The following is a 14,841-nucleotide window of genomic DNA, read 5'->3' on the forward strand; positions in this document are numbered from 1 at the left end:
TGATAGGGAAGCAGATGTGGTATCCAGCTAAGGTTGTGTCTGTGAGTAATGCAGATACAAACAGTGCACGGACAAACAACGTAGAGACAAACAACGCGCAGAACAATTCTCCTGCTGACAAGACGCAACAAATCGCAGCCCTGCTGGCTGATGAGAAGTTGCTGACATTGCAGGAAGTGGCGGACAAGCTTGATCTTCAGATCACCCGCGTCTTCGACCTGCTCAACGCACGCAAGTTCATCGCGTGGCGCGACGGCGAAGGCACCCGCTACGTTCCTGCTTCCTTCTTCAACGAGAAGGGCGTTATTTCCAAGTACGTTTCTGGCGTCATCACGGTCTTGACCGACGGCGGCTTCAACGACGACGAAATCTTCGTGCACCTGTTCACCAAGGACGATTCCCTTCCGGGCCGACCCATCGACGCACTGCACGGTCACCTTGCGCGCGAGGTCATCCGCCGCGCGCAGGCTTCGGCCTTTTAGGAAGCTTCGGGGGAAGATGCGGGGGCGTCGTCAAGCACAGGGCGTGGCTTGGCGGCGCGATCCCGCTCCCGTAAACCGCTGCCGAGGTTTTCCGGCAGCCCAGCAAAGATCCACTGCGTAAGCGCCCATGCGGCGACGACCATGCCGATATCCCACCACCAGTTGTAGAGCTGGTGGTTTCCGTCGCCGGAGAAAGCTACGCCAATAAATAGCGAGACGCCCGTGGTGATCTTGATGAGCAGCAGCGGCGGGCGGAATGTGCCCATGAGGGTCAACACCGAGGCGTAGTACCACGGCAGAGTTACAGAGTTGAACACGAACGCGACCTGGTAGGCGCCAGCGGTACCTGCGATGGCGCGGTTGATGGAACCGCGGCCCAGCCACCACATTAAGACCAAACCGATGAGCATGAAGACCATCGAGATGCTGCGCAGCATACCCAGTACACCGTTGTATGTGGTCTCTGGGCTAAAGACCTGGATAAGCGGGATGAGGACGTCGGCTGCGAAGGTAGGGCCGGCGAGGGGATTGACCACCTTGGAGTTGCCGCTGATTTGGGAGAGCCATCCCCAGGAACTGCCCGAGACCCATGTAATGACGGCGACGGATAGAGCTACCTCAACCAACGCCACGATTCCAGAGATGACGAATGCGAGCACCTGTTTGGCGACGCCGCGTTCCCGCGGTGCGTGGTGAAGCACCATCATCCACACTACGAAGGGTGCTGCAAAGATGGCCGTTGCCTTGAGCGCCACGGCCACGCCGATGAGGATGAGGCCGATGTGGAAGCGCTTGTGTACCGCGGCAAGCAGGCCCAGGGACACGAGGGCCACCATGACGGACTCGTTGTGCATGCCACCGATGAGGTGAAGGACAACTACCGGATTGGCCACACCCAACCACAGTGCCAAAGCGGGGTCGCCGCCTAAGGCGCGGGCCAGGCGGGTAATTGCGAAGACGATGACGGCAAAGCCGAGGACGGAGATTGCCTTGTAGACGATGATTCCTGCGGCGACGTTATCGCCCACTAGGCGCGTGACGCCTTCGGCGGTCCACAAGTGCAACGGGCCATAAGGGGTGGTGGTGTTGCGCCAGTCATGGGAAACCTCAAGCAGAAATGGTCCCGGGTTGACGGCTGCGCCCTCGGTATAGGGATCGAAACCATCGCGCACCATGGCGCCTTGCATGAGATAGGAGTAGACGTCGCGGGAGGCAAGAGGTGCAGCAAAGAGCAGTGGAGCGATCCATGCGGCGAGCATGCGACGGATCTCGCGCAGGCCTCCGTCAGGAGTAGGATTCTTCAGCTGCGGCGCGACCACCTGGCGGCCGGCCAGGATCCATGCAGCGACGAGGCCAAAGAGGCCGAACCAGTAGAGAACCATGCCCACGTTGCGGCCGTGCCCGTAGGCCAAGAACCCGATGTTGAGGGCCTCCAGAAAACCGCCTCGGTTGCGCGTAGCGCCGCCGGAGAAGGAGACAATCATCAAGATGATGGAGGCAACGATGCCCACCGGTAGTGCATTGGGCAGCTGCAGGCTATACACCTTGTGCTTTGGGCCTGCGGTCTGAGGAGCAGGGGAGGCAGGAGATGTAACTGACATGCTGCCTACATTCGACGAGCCGTGGCCTTGGTGGCCAGTGCCTCGAGGGTCTGAGTGACGTCGGCATCAACCTGCGCCTCGCGGAGGTGGCGCAGCCCTGACTCGGTGAGAGCGGTGATTTGCTCTTCAAGCAGCGCTGGGGCGCCGGAGTCCTCGATGATTTGCGCCATACGGGCAATGTCAGCGGGATCCTCGGTGTTGCCGATGAGACTACGCAGCGTCTTGGCAGCGGCTGGGTCCTTCGCGTCGGCGTGCTGGAGCGCCAAGGAAAGGAGGACGGTGCGCTTGCCTTCGCGCAGATCGTCGCCAGCAGGCTTTCCAGTGATCGCGGGGTCGCCGAAGACGCCGAGCTGGTCATCGCGCAGCTGGAAGGCGATTCCGATGTCGCGGCCGTAGCCACGGAAAGCGTCGATAAGCGCAGGCTCGGCGCCTGCGACTGCGGCACCAAGGTGAAGCGGTCGCTCGATGGTGTACGCGGCCGTCTTGTAACGGTTGACCGAGTTGGCTAGCGCTAGGTCTTCGGAACCCGCGGCCTCCAGCGAAATGTCTAGAATCTGGCCGCCGATGACCTCGGTGCGCATACCTGACCATGGGCCGCGAGCGCGATGCAGCGCGGCGCCGCTGAGGCCGGAGCCCTGCAGCATGTCTTCGGCCCATGCGAGTGCAAGATCGCCAACCAGGATGGCTACTGATTGACCGAAGAAGTCGGCATCGCCGTGGTAGCCCTTGGCCCTGTGTTGTGCTGCGACGGCGCGATGCACAGTGGGATTTCCGCGCCGGGTATCAGAGGAATCGATGATGTCATCGTGGATAAGCGCGCACGCCTGGATGAACTCCAGCGATGAGGCGGCGGTGGCCATAGCCTGGGCTTCCTCGCCGCTCTCTAGGCCGTGCGCGCCGAGGAAGCCAGCCCACGCGTAGGTGGGGCGAATGCGCTTGCCGCCATCGAGAACGAAGGACTCTAGGAAGTTCGTTGCGTTGACAACGGGTTCACCAATTTCTGCAACCTCGGGGCGACGCTGTGCGAGGAACTCGCTGAGCTTTTCGCGGGCGAGGTCGGGGAACTGCTCGATGGTGGGAATGCTGTTGTCTTTCACCCCTCACACGTTACCTGTTAGGGCAGACGTTTCTAATTAGGTGGCAGACAGGGGCAACCGTGCCGCGAGAATCGCAAAGGCGCGTTCGTCTGCGGGGTATTCGAGGTTGCGTAGGACATCGAAGAATCCCACTTTGCGGTAAAGGCCAAAAGCGGCGTTTGCCTCGTTGGGGACCTCGGGCGTGGATAACAAGAGATAGGAGGCTGGCGCGTTCCACGCGAGTTCCTCGATGAGGCAGAGGCCTAAGCCATGGCCCTGCAAGTTAGGGGTGACATGAATCTCGGCGAGCTCGAAATAGTTGTGCAAGATGTCCAGTTGCTCGGGCGTGGGGCCGCCGGCCTCGGTGAAACCGCGGCGCAGCTGGCGGTCCCACCAGGTGTCCGGCGTACCGACAAAACCGTAGGCCAAGCCCGCGATGCCGAATTCATTTTCGGCGATAACCGCAGTGAATCCGGGACGCATGACATCAGCCTTCCACGCGTTAATCCGGTTAGCCCGAATGGTGGGGTTATATCCCATGGCTTCGATGTAGATGTCCACCAACTGTGGGGCCAGCATGGCGAATTCTTGGGGGCTCAGGCGCCGAATTTGAAAACTCACACTTCTAATAACAGCAGACTTAGGGGTTGTTCGACAACGTAATTGCGCAGCTTTTCTGTTTTTAAAAATGAACATCGTGTGTAGATTTTCGAAAGTTAAAAACGCTCTGAAGTGGAAAAACTATTGCACTATTCGAACAAGCGATCTAAAATGAAGGTAGATGTCCGGAAGGCTCTTTAGATTGTTAGTCAATACCAGCGAAGGAGGAGCATCATGGCACAGGTAATTTCAGCTACGGCCCAGTTCAGGGGGTCGCGCGCGGCAGTGGGCGCATTCAAGCGTGACCGTTTTATGGAGCAAGCAAGCGACTTGCTAGCGCAAGCTCGTGTCATGGCTGCTGCGGGCCGTTGGGATCAGGCGCTGGAGTTTGCTTATCAGGCGGGCCTCCGTACGGCCGGTGCTCGTATTGCGGACTCTGCGGTGGCAAAGCGGCGTCGCCTTCCGTCGAGTGCTTGGGCGCAGCTCGCACTCGTTGGGGGAGAGGAAAAGGAATGGGCTGAGCGCTTTGGTGCTTACTCTCGTCTTCGCTCCCGGGTGGTCTCTGGCTTGGAGGACGCTCCTTCGGACGAGGTTGTCCTTGAAGTGATGGCCTTGGCGGCGGAATTCCTTTCCTATGTGGAAGAGGAAATGGGCTTCGGCTCCCTTGCTGCGTAAAGCGGGAACTGGGACATGTTCGGCGTGTTGTACCCCAGTTATGTGGGGGTAGACTGTATTTGCGGGAACTAACTGGTTACTCTGGGCGTTAGATAATTAGTAGTTCACAAAATATGGTGTATCCCAAAGCGTGTGCGGCCAGCATTTGTGCACTGCGTTGTGGAACTTAGCCCTAGACCCATTGAAATCAGTTGGAGGAACAGTGTCGCTTTCCGAGCACGAGCAGCAAGCTCTCCGTGAAATTGAACGGTCCTTATTGCAGGATGATCCTAAGTTTGGTTCCTCTGTTGCTGAGGATTCCGGCTTCGGTGGCAACGGTGGTGCGATTACCCTTCGAGGCATTGCGCTCATCGTCGTGGGTCTCTTGCTCTTGGTGGGCGGCGTAGCCCTCGCGCAGCAGAACCTCTGGTTCGTCAGCATTTCTATCGTCGGATTCCTTGTTATGTTTGCCTCTGGCGTGTGGATGCTGCGTGGGCGCAAGGAGAAGGTGCCGTCTTACTCGGATGCTCGCGCTAAGCAGAAGTCGGCTGGTGGTCAGGGCGGAGTAGGCGGCCGTCTGGAGGAGAACTTCCGCCGTCGTTTCGAAGAGCGATAAGCGCCAGCGCTGAAACAAGCCGAATTTGTGGGTTGAGCCCGCATTCCTAACTTCCCAAGTGGAAGAGGGGATGCGGGCTTTTTGCGTTCAGCCCTTTGTGAGATTCCCACTTCAAGGTTCCCACTTTCTAATCCCCACTTTGCCCCATATTCCCCACTTTGCCCCATATTCCCCACTTTCTCCCACATTCCCCACTTTGCCCCACCGGGGGGACGTTTGGGTTGAAGTTGTGGCGGCGCTTTCTAGAAGTGCAACCCTGGAATCCCAGACCTTGTGGTCGCTGTTGTCGGAGTTTGGAGTGTGAGCAAAACTGACCTTGACGTCTGGTTTTCCAGGTCTGTTATTTTGCGAAATGGGTAAATGGCGTCGGATGGTGCGCGGTGTGCGGGTGGAGAATTCACAATATAAGGGGCTATTGAGACTTATGGTGCGCAATATGTAGGTGTTACATGTGGGGCCAAAGGGGTGGTTGTGGGGTGGCGTCAAGGGGGTAGCGGGGATTTCTTCCCACCGTTAAAACAGGTGTCTACCTCGATCGATCGACTTGAAATTCTTTGAACACGCGGCTTGAGGTGACAGAAGTGGGGGAAAGTGGGGTAGAGTGGGGCGCAGTGTGAAAGTGAGCGTCGGAATTTCGAGTAAATCCCGAGGGTTTGGCGCAAGGTTTCATGCCAGAGGAATCCGGAGTTTCGAGTGACAGGAAGGTGGGCCCGGGATGTTTCTGGGTACCTACACTCCCAAACTCGATGACAAAGGGCGGCTTACGCTTCCCGCTAAGTTTCGCGAAGATTTGGCTGGCGGCCTTATGGTCACCAAAGGTCAGGATCACTCTCTAGCGGTTTATCCGCGTGAGGAATTCGCGGCGCGTGCACGGAAAGCGGCAGCAGTGTCTCGCACCAACCCAGACGCGCGTGCGTTTATTCGTAACTTGGCAGCAAGTGCGGATGAGCAAAGGCCGGATGGACACGGACGAATCACTCTTTCAGCCGCACACCGCGAATACGCAAACCTCTCAAAGGAATGCGTGGTGGTCGGTTCAGTGGACTTCCTCGAAATCTGGGACGCAGCCGCGTGGGCTGAGTACCAGGCGCAAACTGAAGATGCTTATTCGGCAGCAGACGCCGATGACGTACTCGCTGGGTTGCTCTAAAGAGCAAGGGCAGCGATGAGTGCGTGTACGGACTCTGCCCGAGGTGGATGCTCTGGTGTACTTCCCCGATATCAGAAACCTGCCTCGGACAGGGCCCTATACGCACTTTTTTTGCTCTGTGGGACCAATTGAGAAAAAAGGGGGTGACGAGCAGTAATGACGGCTCAAGACAAGAACACTGACAACGTAGCCAACAACATTAACTACGACATAGCCGAAAACCACGGCCATGTTCCAGTCATGCGCGAGCGCATGGCTCAACTGCTCGCGCCCGCAATTGAAGCGGCCGGGAGCAACGCGGTTGTCGTTGACGGCACCTTAGGTGCCGGTGGCCACGCCGATTTTTTCCTGCGGACTTTCCCTAACCTGCACGTGGTAGGCGTTGACCGTGATGGCGCATCGCTGGCCGCAGCCACCGAGCGCTTGGAGCCATTCGAGGATCGCTTTGTGGGCGTCAACGCACGCTTCGACGAGGTCGGCGGCGAAATTGCCAGGGGAGAGGGTGCAATCTTTGACATTGCTTGCGAGCACGGCATTGCTGGCGCCCTGTTCGACTTGGGTGTTTCTTCCATGCAGCTCGACCAAGTTGAGCGCGGCTTTGCGTATAAGACGGATGCACCGTTGGACATGCGCATGGACCCCTCGCATGGCATTACCGCTGCAGACGTGTTGAACACGTACAGCCATGGCGACCTTGCACGAATTCTCAAGACCTACGGGGATGAGCGTTTCGCAGGCAAAATTGCCTCGGCGGTCCTCAAGGAGCGTGAGAAAGAGCCGTTCAGCAACTCCGAACGTCTTGTCGAACTGCTCTACGCCACCATCCCCGCGGCAACTCGCCGCACCGGTGGGCATCCGGCAAAGCGCACCTTCCAGGCATTGCGCGTCGAGGTTAACCGCGAGCTTGAGGCAATCGAGCGGGTGATCCCCGTTATTACAGATGCACTACACGTCGGCGGACGCGCGGTGTTCATGAGCTACCAGTCTCTCGAGGACCGCATCGTTAAGCAGGCTTTCGCCGAGCTGGCTGCGTCTAAGACGCCAGCCGGGCTTCCGATGGATCTTCCAGGCACGGCTCCAAAGTTTAAAACGGTCACCCGTGGCGCTGAAAAGGCGAGCGCCGAGGAAATTGAAGAAAACTCCCGCGCCGCATCCGTGAGGGTGCGGGCCATAGAGAGACTCGAGGGCGAGCCTCACCTGCACCCACCGGGAGGTAGTGCATGAGCCTCTACGAACGCACTACCGCACCACACACTTCCCGCAACACCACACAAGAGAGGACCCGCACCATGGGGGCGAGCCGCGACTTTACAACCGGTGCCGATACCGGAGCTGCCACGACTCTTCTAGAGCCAGGCCGCCGCGCCGTTCCCCAGCGCACTCCGCGCCAAATGCCGCACCGTACGCAGGTGCCGGCGCGCCGCGGAAACCGCTTGGGTTCGAAGCAGGTTGTTTCTTTCCGTGGCCGTCGTCTTCCACAGCAGTCGCTAAATAAAAAGAGCTCGCTTTTTACTCGTATGTCCTTCATGGCCATCGGATTGCTGATTTTCGGCGTCGTGGTGTCGATGTGGCTTTCTGGTATCTCGACTGCCCAGACCTTTGTGGTCAAGGACTTGACAGTTCGCGAGTCTGAGCTGAATAACCAGCTTGAGACGCTGAATCGTGACCTCGAAAATGTGCGCTCGGCTTCTGACGTTGCGCGGCGTGCCAATGATGCCAAGATGGGTGTACCTACCCAGCCAGGAATCGTAGAGGTCGGCCCAGACGGGGCTGTCAACGAGAAGCGTCCGGCTGAGTTGAGCACTGAGTCCATTGTTGACGTCAACGGCGAGCCAGTCCGTCCGGGCCAGGCATCGAGTGATCCGAACGCAACGAAGGACATCTCAGATAGTCTCAACGAGGTGCCGCAGGGTCGTCAACGTGAGGCGCGCAATAACAATGGCCAGGCTCCGGCCGGGCAGGAATCTGCTCCGGCAGCACCGCAGGATCTGCCGAACATCCCAGCCCAAGCGCCATACGCTAACTAGCTAAAAATCCTGCTTCTTCAGATGTGCTCGCGCGTGCCTGTGCGAGCACTTGGCTTTTATAAGGCAGAATCTTCAAGCAAGACTGCCTGCTTTGCGGGCGAGCTTCAAGACCATCGGTCACGCCGAGCCCGCAACCGCATTTAAGTGGCTTTTATATTCGACGCGGCATAAGGAAAAGGTGACTTTGTGACTCCACCCAATTCAGGTGACCGTCGACGCGGTTCCCGAGGGGAGCATGGGCGCGATGGCAGGGATAATGCTGCCGATCGCGGTCGTTATGGCCGCCAAAGAGGGCGTTCCGGTGGTCGTAGCCATCGGGGTGCCGCCACTGGATCCGCTATGCCGCGTGCAGGTGCGGCGTCGCGCCCGAGTGAGCGAGTAACGCCTGCAACACGTGATCCACAGGCCCAGGGCGGTGGCCGTACCGGGCGTGCCAAGGCTGCCATGGCTTTGCCGCAGAAGGCTATCTTGCGGCAGCGAGTCAAAACCGTTGTTGCTGTCCTTATGGTGGTGTTCGTGGCATTGGTCGGGCGCTTGGCTTGGGTACAACTTGTCTGGGGTCCCGACTTTGCCGCTAAAGCTGTGGCTCAGCGATCCCGCGTGTATATCGACTCGGCTCGCCGCGGTGAGATTGTCGATCGCAATGGGCAGCGACTTGCCTACACAATGAAGTCGCGTTCACTCACCGTTTCGCCAACGCGCCTGCGCGACGAACTTCGTGAGCAGGAGGAGTTGGAAGCTACCGGAGAAGCTTCCTTTGACGGGCTTGACGACGCCGCGCGTAAGAAGTTTCTTGACGATAAGCTCGAAGAGCGACTCAAGGACATGGCGAAGGGCATCCCTTCCAAAATCAAGGATGCTGGATTGGACACCGGCGACGTGGACGAGAAACAGATTCTGGATAAACTGCACGCGGATACCCAGTACGAGGTTCTAGTTCGTAACGTGGACCCGGATGTAGCAGTGAAAATCGCTTCTGAGTACCACGGACTCGCAGCTGATGAGCAGCAGATTCGGCAGTACCCGAATGGCTCCATCGCGGAGAACGTCATCGGCAAGGTCTCCATGGACGGACAAGGTCAGTTCGGCTTCGAGGCTTCCGGCGACTCCACCCTGACCGGTATCGATGGCAGCTCCACCGAGGATGTTTCCACCAATGGGCAGGCAATTCCCGGCACGTTGCGCGATGAGGTCTCAGCAACCGACGGCAAGAACGTCACCTTGACCCTGGACCTTGATTTGCAGACCTATGTACAGCAGAAGCTGGAGAAGGCACGCGCCAACTCCAAGGCCAAGAATGCACAAGCGGTGGTCCTCGACGTTGCTACGGGCGAAGTCTTGGCCATGGCCAACACGGGAACCATCGATCCGAACAAGGACATCGAAAAGCAGCTCAAGGAAGACAAAACCTTCGACAACCACAGCGTTTCGCACCCGTATGAGCCTGGCTCAGTGGCCAAAATCATCACCGCGGCCGCAGCGCTGCAGGAGGGCGTTACCACCCCAGACCAGGTTCACCAGGTTCCAGGATCCATCGATATGGCTGGCGTAACTGTTAATGATGCCTGGGATCACGGCGTCGAGCCTTACACCACCACCGGTATCTTCGGTAAGTCCTCAAACGTGGGCACTCTGATGATCGCCCAGCAGTTGGGGCAGGAGCGCTACGCTAAGTATCTCAAGGCCTTCGGCCTTGGTCAGACCACTGGTATTGAGCTGCCAAACGAGTCTGCAGGTTTGGTCCCCGACGTAGAGCAGTGGTCCGGCGGTACCTTCGCCAACCTGCCGATCGGCCAGGGCCAGTCGTGGACCACGCTGCAGATGGCCAGCGTCTACCAGGCTTTGGCGAACGGTGGTGAGCGCATCGAGCCACGCATCATTTCCTCCATCACCAATTCCAACGGCGAGAAGGAGGAGCTCGACGCTCCCAAGAAGACGCAGGTAGTAAGCAAGGAAACCGCGAAGACCACTGTGGATATGTTCCGCGCTGTATTCCAATCCGACCCGAATGGCGTCCAGAACGGCACCGCCGGCGGCAACAAGATCGAGGGATACCAACTTTCCGGCAAGACCGGTACCGCACAGAAGGTTGACGAGAAGACGGGAGCCTACTCGAACTCCGCCTACTGGATCACCTTCGCGGGTATCGCGCCTGCCGACGACCCACGCTTTGTTGTGGCAATCATGCTCGACGAGCCGCAGTCCGGAGTTAACGACAATGGTTCCGGTGGTCAGTCCGCGGCGCCTGTCTTCACAGACATCGCAAGCTGGCTGCTCAATCGCGATAACATCCCTACCTCCCCGCCTGGCCCAGAATTAACCTTGCGAGCTCAGTAAGCCCCTCAACTATTAAAACCTCAAGAAAAGTTCACTAGAAAGCTTTAGGGAGAAATGCAATGAGCGTAGACCTCCAGACCCTCGCCACCATTGGCGGCGGCCGCGTCATCGGCGATGAATCCGTCACTGTTTCGACGTGCAGTCTCGACTCGAAGGCGATTGCCGCCGGCGGGCTCTTCGCGGCCCTTCCAGGTACGCGAGTACACGGTGCCCAATTTGCCGGTGACACTGAGGCAGCGGCCATCCTCACCGATGAGGCGGGTCTACAACACCTGCAAGAAGCTGGTGAGCGTCGCCCCATCATTGTCGTGGAAGACATTCGTGCAGTGTTGGGTCTCATCGCCGCTGAAATTTACGAGCACCCCACTGAGCACTTGACCGTACTGGGCGTGACAGGAACATCTGGCAAGACCACCACGAGCTACCTCCTCGAGGCGGGTCTTCTCCACGCAGGCCACAAGGTGGGTCTTATCGGCACAACCGGAACCCGCATCAACCGTGAACCCGTGCCGACTAAGCTCACCACTCCCGAGGCTCCGACCCTGCAGGAGCTCTTTGCGCGCATGCGCCACGAAGGAGTCACGCACGTGGTCATGGAGGTCTCCTCCCACGCACTTGAGCTTGGGCGCGTGCGAGGTACCCAGTTCGATGTTGGTGGTTTCACCAACTTGAGCCAGGACCACCTCGACTTCCACCCAACGATGGAGGATTACTTCGCAGCCAAGGCAGCGCTTTTCGACGGCCCGCAAGCAGCGTCCGCTGCCGTAATCTGCGTTGATGATGACTGGGGCAAGCGCATGGCGCAGCAAGTCGCCGGCAAGCCACTGACGCTCGTTTCAACCACAGGCGAGGAAACAGCCGAGAACACCAACCAGGTGATTAGCGCCCGTCAGTTAGGCATCGAGCCCACTGGCGCACAGCACGTTGAATTGAGCTTCAGTGGGGAGACCTATTCCTTTGAGCTGCCGATGCCAGGCAAGTTCAACATCGCCAACGCTGCGCTGGCAGCAGGCATGGCAGCTGCGGTAGGCGTGGACACCGAAACCTTCCTAAACGGTGTCGAGCGCGTGGCCGTACCGGGGCGGATGGAGAGCATCAGCCGTGGCCAAGATTTCGTGGCAGTTGTTGACTACGCCCACAAGCCAGCAGCCATTGCAGCGGTCCTTGATACCCTGCGCGGCCAGCTGTCTGAGACCGGCGGACGCCTCGGCGTCGTCGTCGGCGCCGGCGGCGACCGCGACTCCTCAAAGCGTCCGCTCATGGGCGCAGCTGCAGCAGAACGCGCAGACCTCGTCGTGGTTACGGACGACAACCCGCGTAGCGAGGACCCTGCAGCCATCCGTGCCGCTGTCATGGCGGGCGCGCAGAAGGCTTCCCAGACCGCAGACATTCGCGAGATCGGCTCCCGTGCCGCGGCCATCGACGCAGTAGTGGAGTGGGCACAGCCCGGCGACGCTATCATCGTCGTTGGCAAGGGCCATGAGGTCGGGCAAATCGTGGGTGATGAAACCCTGCACTTTGATGACAGGGAAGAAGTTGCCCGCGCTCTTGACACCAAACTCGGCGGTGGCGCGCCGGTTAGGCATGCGGAGTACGGTGACACTGTGAGTAAGGAACAAGCATGATTGCATTGACCCTCCAAGAAATCGCCGACATTACCGGCGGCCGCCTTGACTGCGTCCCAGATCCTGCAGCTACAGTTACTGGATTCGTAGAGTTTGACTCCCGCAAGGTCACCCCAGGTGGCCTCTTCCTCGCGCTGCCAGGCGCCCGCGTCGACGGCCACGACTTTGCCGAGAAGGCCGTTGAATCCGGTGCGGTGGCCGTTCTCGCAGCGCGTCCAGTGGGCGTTCCGGCCATCGTTGTTGAACCCACCGGCAAGGTGGAAGGCGACGGTGCAAACGCCGACATCTATGCCAATGACGAGGATGGCACCGCTGCCGCAGTCATCCAGGCGCTGTCCGCACTGGCCCGCGCCGTCACCCAGCGCCTAGCAGCTGAAGACGGCCTCAACATCGTGGGCGTGACCGGTTCCGCTGGTAAAACCTCCACCAAGGACCTCATCGCCACGATCTTCCGCGCCGCTGGGGAGACGGTGGCACCACCAGGCTCCTTCAACAATGAGGTCGGTCTGCCTTATACCGCACTGCGCTGTGACGAACACACCGAGTACCTCGTGGCCGAGATGTCTGCTCGTGGCATCGGCCACATCCGGCATTTGACCGGCATCACCGCGCCCAAGGTGGCCGTAGTCCTCAACGTTGGTACCGCACACCTAGGCGAGTTCGGTTCGCGGGAGAATATCGCGCTCGCGAAGGGCGAGCTCGTCGAGGCGCTCCCATCTGCAGCTGAGGGCGGCGTCGCCGTGCTCAATGCAAACGATTCTTTCGTCGCTGGCATGGCGCCCCGCACGAATGCAAAGGTGGTCTATTACTCGGCCGTCGCCAAGCAAGGCTACACTCCGCCAGCGCAGTACTATGCCACGGACGTGAAGCTTGACGACGTCGCCCGTGCTTCCTTCCTCATGCATACCCCAGGCCATGCGCCACTTCCGGTGAAACTACAGGTCTTCGGTGCGCATCAGGTGTCGAATGCGCTGGCCGCCGCGGCCGCCGCCATCGAGCTGGGGCTAAGCGCTGAACTCGTGGCAAACGCGTTGTCTGGACACCGCATTGCGTCGGAGCACCGCATGGACGTGCGCAACCGCCGCGACGGAGTCACCCTGATTGATGATTCCTATAACGCAAACCCGGATTCCATGCGTGCGGCCATCGCAGCGCTGGCATACACGGCCACTGCGCGTCCCGACGCACGTTCTATTGCCGTGCTCGGCGAGATGGGTGAGCTGGGCGACGACGCCCTCGACGCACACCGTCAGCTGGGCGCAGAGCTCGCGAAGTACCACGTAGACCATCTGGTTGCTGTAGGCAGCAGTCCCAATACGCGGGCGATGGCTGAAGCTGCACAGGCAAAGGGTATAAATACTAGTGTCAGTGCCGATGTTGATGAGGCCGCAAAGATTGTTGATAGTCTCCTCCGTACCCCGCCTGTGGGCGTGGACGATTGGCCGCAAAGGGACGTTAAAGATGTCGTCCTTGTCAAAGCTTCGAATGCCCAACGCCTGTGGCTCGTTGCAGAAAAGCTCAACCAGAGCTAGTTCACGAAATAGAAGGAACCCAAGCACGTGACTCAGATCATCATCGCTGGTGTGGTCAGCTTCCTCGTAGCGATTTTTATCACCCCACTCCTGATCCGTTATTTCTCGGAGGCAGGAAAGGGCCAAGAAATCCGCGAGGACGGCCCCAAGTCGCACCTTCGTAAGCGCGGCACGCCAACCATGGGCGGCCTTGCGATCCTCGCTGGTATCACCGTGGCTTACCTGACGGTCGGCATCTACGGGCAAATCACCGGCCATGGTGGCTTCACCTACTCGGGCATCTTGGTCCTCGGCTTGACCCTGGGGCTTGGTGGCTTGGGTTTTGCTGATGACTTCATCAAGCTCTTCAAAGAGCGCAACCTGGGCCTGAACAAGACGGCCAAGCTGGTGGGCCAGCTGGCGCTCGCTCTGGCCTTCGGCCTGCTGGTTCTACAGAACCCCGATGAGAAGGGCCTGACGCCTGGCTCCACGAAGCTTTCCTTCATTCGTGACATCGAGACTTTCGACATTGCCGTTGGCCCGACCATTGTCGGCACCATCGTGTTCCTCATCTTCATGTACATCCTCATCGCGGCATGGTCTAACGCGGTCAACCTGACCGACGGACTGGATGGTCTGGCAGCGGGTACCACCGCAATCGTGATGGGGGCGTACACCATCATGACCTTCTGGCAGTTCCGCAACTCTTGCGCGGCTGACTTCACCGCTGGCTGCTACCAGGTCCGTGATCCGCTGGACTTGGCGGTTCTGACTGCCGCCGGCCTGGGTGGTTGCCTGGGCTTCCTGTGGTGGAACGCTGCACCGGCCAAGATCTTCATGGGCGATACCGGTTCCCTGGCCCTGGGTGGTCTGGTTGCGGGCATCTCCGTGACCAGCCGCACCGAGCTGCTCATGATCATCATTGGCGCGCTCTTCGTCATCGAGACCGTTTCTGTGGTCATCCAGATCGTGGTCTTCCGTTCCACCGGCAAGCGTTTCTTCCGCATGGCTCCAATCCACCACCACTTCGAAAACGGCGGCTGGGCCGAGACCGCGGTTGTCATTCGCTTCTGGCTCATTGCGGCGATGGCCGCCATGACTGGTGTGGCAATCTTCTACGGCGAGTGGCTCGCTGATTCCGGCATCGGGCTGGTGGGCTAGT

Annotated in this window: 13 protein-coding genes; 10 read left to right on the plus strand and 3 right to left on the minus strand. The window is 59.3% G+C overall.

The genetic code is table 11. From position 1 onward, the window contains the following. Nucleotides 1–14 precede the first annotated feature (14 nt). The gene (locus tag HMPREF3153_RS07535) at nt 15–482 is read left to right on the plus strand and encodes an Rv2175c family DNA-binding protein (protein ID WP_371440903.1); all 468 of its coding nucleotides are present in this window, start codon (nt 15–17) and stop codon (nt 480–482) included. On the opposite strand, the gene HMPREF3153_RS07540 is transcribed toward HMPREF3153_RS07535, so the two are convergent. The 3 genes from HMPREF3153_RS07540 to HMPREF3153_RS07550 are packed head-to-tail and all read right to left on the minus strand — an operon-like array spanning nt 479 to nt 3,780. Further along, on the minus strand, nt 479–2,083 hold the full coding sequence (locus tag HMPREF3153_RS07540; protein ID WP_046645212.1) for an alpha-(1->6)-mannopyranosyltransferase A: 1,605 nt from the start codon (nt 2,081–2,083) through the stop codon (nt 479–481). The two genes, HMPREF3153_RS07535 and HMPREF3153_RS07540, sit on opposite strands and share 4 nt — an antisense overlap. Before the next feature lie 5 nt (nt 2,084–2,088). After that, nucleotides 2,089–3,180 carry a polyprenyl synthetase family protein gene (locus HMPREF3153_RS07545; RefSeq protein ID WP_070420481.1) on the minus strand — a complete coding sequence of 364 codons (1,092 nt, stop codon included), beginning with the start codon at nt 3,178–3,180 and terminating at the stop codon, nt 2,089–2,091. A 36-nt stretch (nt 3,181–3,216) separates the two neighbouring features. Continuing rightward, the gene (locus tag HMPREF3153_RS07550; RefSeq protein ID WP_034656807.1) at nt 3,217–3,780 is read right to left on the minus strand and encodes an N-acetyltransferase; all 564 of its coding nucleotides are present in this window, start codon (nt 3,778–3,780) and stop codon (nt 3,217–3,219) included. A 213-nt stretch (nt 3,781–3,993) separates the two neighbouring features. On the opposite strand from HMPREF3153_RS07550, the gene HMPREF3153_RS07555 reads away from it, so the two are divergent. The 9 genes from HMPREF3153_RS07555 to mraY all read left to right on the plus strand — a co-directional run bounded on the left by HMPREF3153_RS07555 (nt 3,994) and on the right by mraY (nt 14,840). After that, entirely contained in the window at nt 3,994–4,434 is a 441-nt protein-coding gene (locus tag HMPREF3153_RS07555) for an SAV_6107 family HEPN domain-containing protein (RefSeq protein ID WP_070420482.1), read from the plus strand. A 202-nt stretch (nt 4,435–4,636) separates the two neighbouring features. Beyond that, the gene (locus HMPREF3153_RS07560) at nt 4,637–5,029 is read left to right on the plus strand and encodes a DUF3040 domain-containing protein (protein WP_046645215.1); all 393 of its coding nucleotides are present in this window, start codon (nt 4,637–4,639) and stop codon (nt 5,027–5,029) included. Between the two features lie 715 nt (nt 5,030–5,744). Continuing rightward, nucleotides 5,745–6,179, plus strand: coding sequence for a division/cell wall cluster transcriptional repressor MraZ (gene mraZ / locus HMPREF3153_RS07565; protein ID WP_005528693.1), 435 nt, complete (start codon nt 5,745–5,747; stop codon nt 6,177–6,179). A 156-nt stretch (nt 6,180–6,335) separates the two neighbouring features. Continuing rightward, nucleotides 6,336–7,403 (plus strand): 16S rRNA (cytosine(1402)-N(4))-methyltransferase RsmH, encoded by a 1,068-nt coding sequence (rsmH, locus tag HMPREF3153_RS07570; RefSeq protein WP_046645216.1) that lies wholly within the window; start codon nt 6,336–6,338, stop codon nt 7,401–7,403. After that, entirely contained in the window at nt 7,400–8,206 is an 807-nt protein-coding gene (locus tag HMPREF3153_RS13035; protein WP_046645217.1) for a cell division protein FtsL, read from the plus strand. Before rsmH ends, HMPREF3153_RS13035 begins: the two co-directional genes overlap by 4 nt. Before the next feature lie 444 nt (nt 8,207–8,650). Continuing rightward, nucleotides 8,651–10,543, plus strand: coding sequence for a peptidoglycan D,D-transpeptidase FtsI family protein (locus HMPREF3153_RS07580; protein WP_070420483.1), 1,893 nt, complete (start codon nt 8,651–8,653; stop codon nt 10,541–10,543). A gap of 59 nt (nt 10,544–10,602) precedes the next feature. After that, on the plus strand, nt 10,603–12,168 hold the full coding sequence (locus HMPREF3153_RS07585) for a UDP-N-acetylmuramoyl-L-alanyl-D-glutamate--2,6-diaminopimelate ligase (RefSeq protein WP_070420484.1): 1,566 nt from the start codon (nt 10,603–10,605) through the stop codon (nt 12,166–12,168). Next, on the plus strand, nt 12,165–13,700 hold the full coding sequence (gene murF / locus HMPREF3153_RS07590; protein WP_046645220.1) for a UDP-N-acetylmuramoyl-tripeptide--D-alanyl-D-alanine ligase: 1,536 nt from the start codon (nt 12,165–12,167) through the stop codon (nt 13,698–13,700). Before HMPREF3153_RS07585 ends, murF begins: the two co-directional genes overlap by 4 nt. Nucleotides 13,701–13,727: 27 nt before the next feature. Further along, nucleotides 13,728–14,840 carry a phospho-N-acetylmuramoyl-pentapeptide-transferase gene (gene mraY, locus HMPREF3153_RS07595; protein WP_046645221.1) on the plus strand — a complete coding sequence of 371 codons (1,113 nt, stop codon included), beginning with the start codon at nt 13,728–13,730 and terminating at the stop codon, nt 14,838–14,840. Nucleotide 14,841 lies beyond the last annotated feature (1 nt).

The sequence above is a fragment of the Corynebacterium sp. HMSC06C06 genome, assembly GCF_001807295.1.
GTDB classification, from domain to species: Bacteria; Actinomycetota; Actinomycetes; order Mycobacteriales; family Mycobacteriaceae; genus Corynebacterium; species Corynebacterium striatum.

What these genes read in the sequence shown, in the direction of transcription:
- HMPREF3153_RS07535 (WP_371440903.1), top strand. Translation starts at nt 15, where the DNA reads ATGTGGTATCCAGCTAAGGTTGTGTCTGTGAGTAATGCAGATACAAAC.
- HMPREF3153_RS07540 (WP_046645212.1), bottom strand. Translation starts at nt 2,083, where the DNA reads ATGTCAGTTACATCTCCTGCCTCCCCTGCTCCTCAGACCGCAGGCCCA.
- HMPREF3153_RS07555 (WP_070420482.1), top strand. Translation starts at nt 3,994, where the DNA reads ATGGCACAGGTAATTTCAGCTACGGCCCAGTTCAGGGGGTCGCGCGCG.
- mraZ (WP_005528693.1), top strand. Translation starts at nt 5,745, where the DNA reads ATGTTTCTGGGTACCTACACTCCCAAACTCGATGACAAAGGGCGGCTT.
- rsmH (WP_046645216.1), top strand. Translation starts at nt 6,336, where the DNA reads ATGACGGCTCAAGACAAGAACACTGACAACGTAGCCAACAACATTAAC.
- HMPREF3153_RS13035 (WP_046645217.1), top strand. Translation starts at nt 7,400, where the DNA reads ATGAGCCTCTACGAACGCACTACCGCACCACACACTTCCCGCAACACC.
- HMPREF3153_RS07580 (WP_070420483.1), top strand. Translation starts at nt 8,651, where the DNA reads ATGGCTTTGCCGCAGAAGGCTATCTTGCGGCAGCGAGTCAAAACCGTT.
- HMPREF3153_RS07585 (WP_070420484.1), top strand. Translation starts at nt 10,603, where the DNA reads ATGAGCGTAGACCTCCAGACCCTCGCCACCATTGGCGGCGGCCGCGTC.
- murF (WP_046645220.1), top strand. Translation starts at nt 12,165, where the DNA reads ATGATTGCATTGACCCTCCAAGAAATCGCCGACATTACCGGCGGCCGC.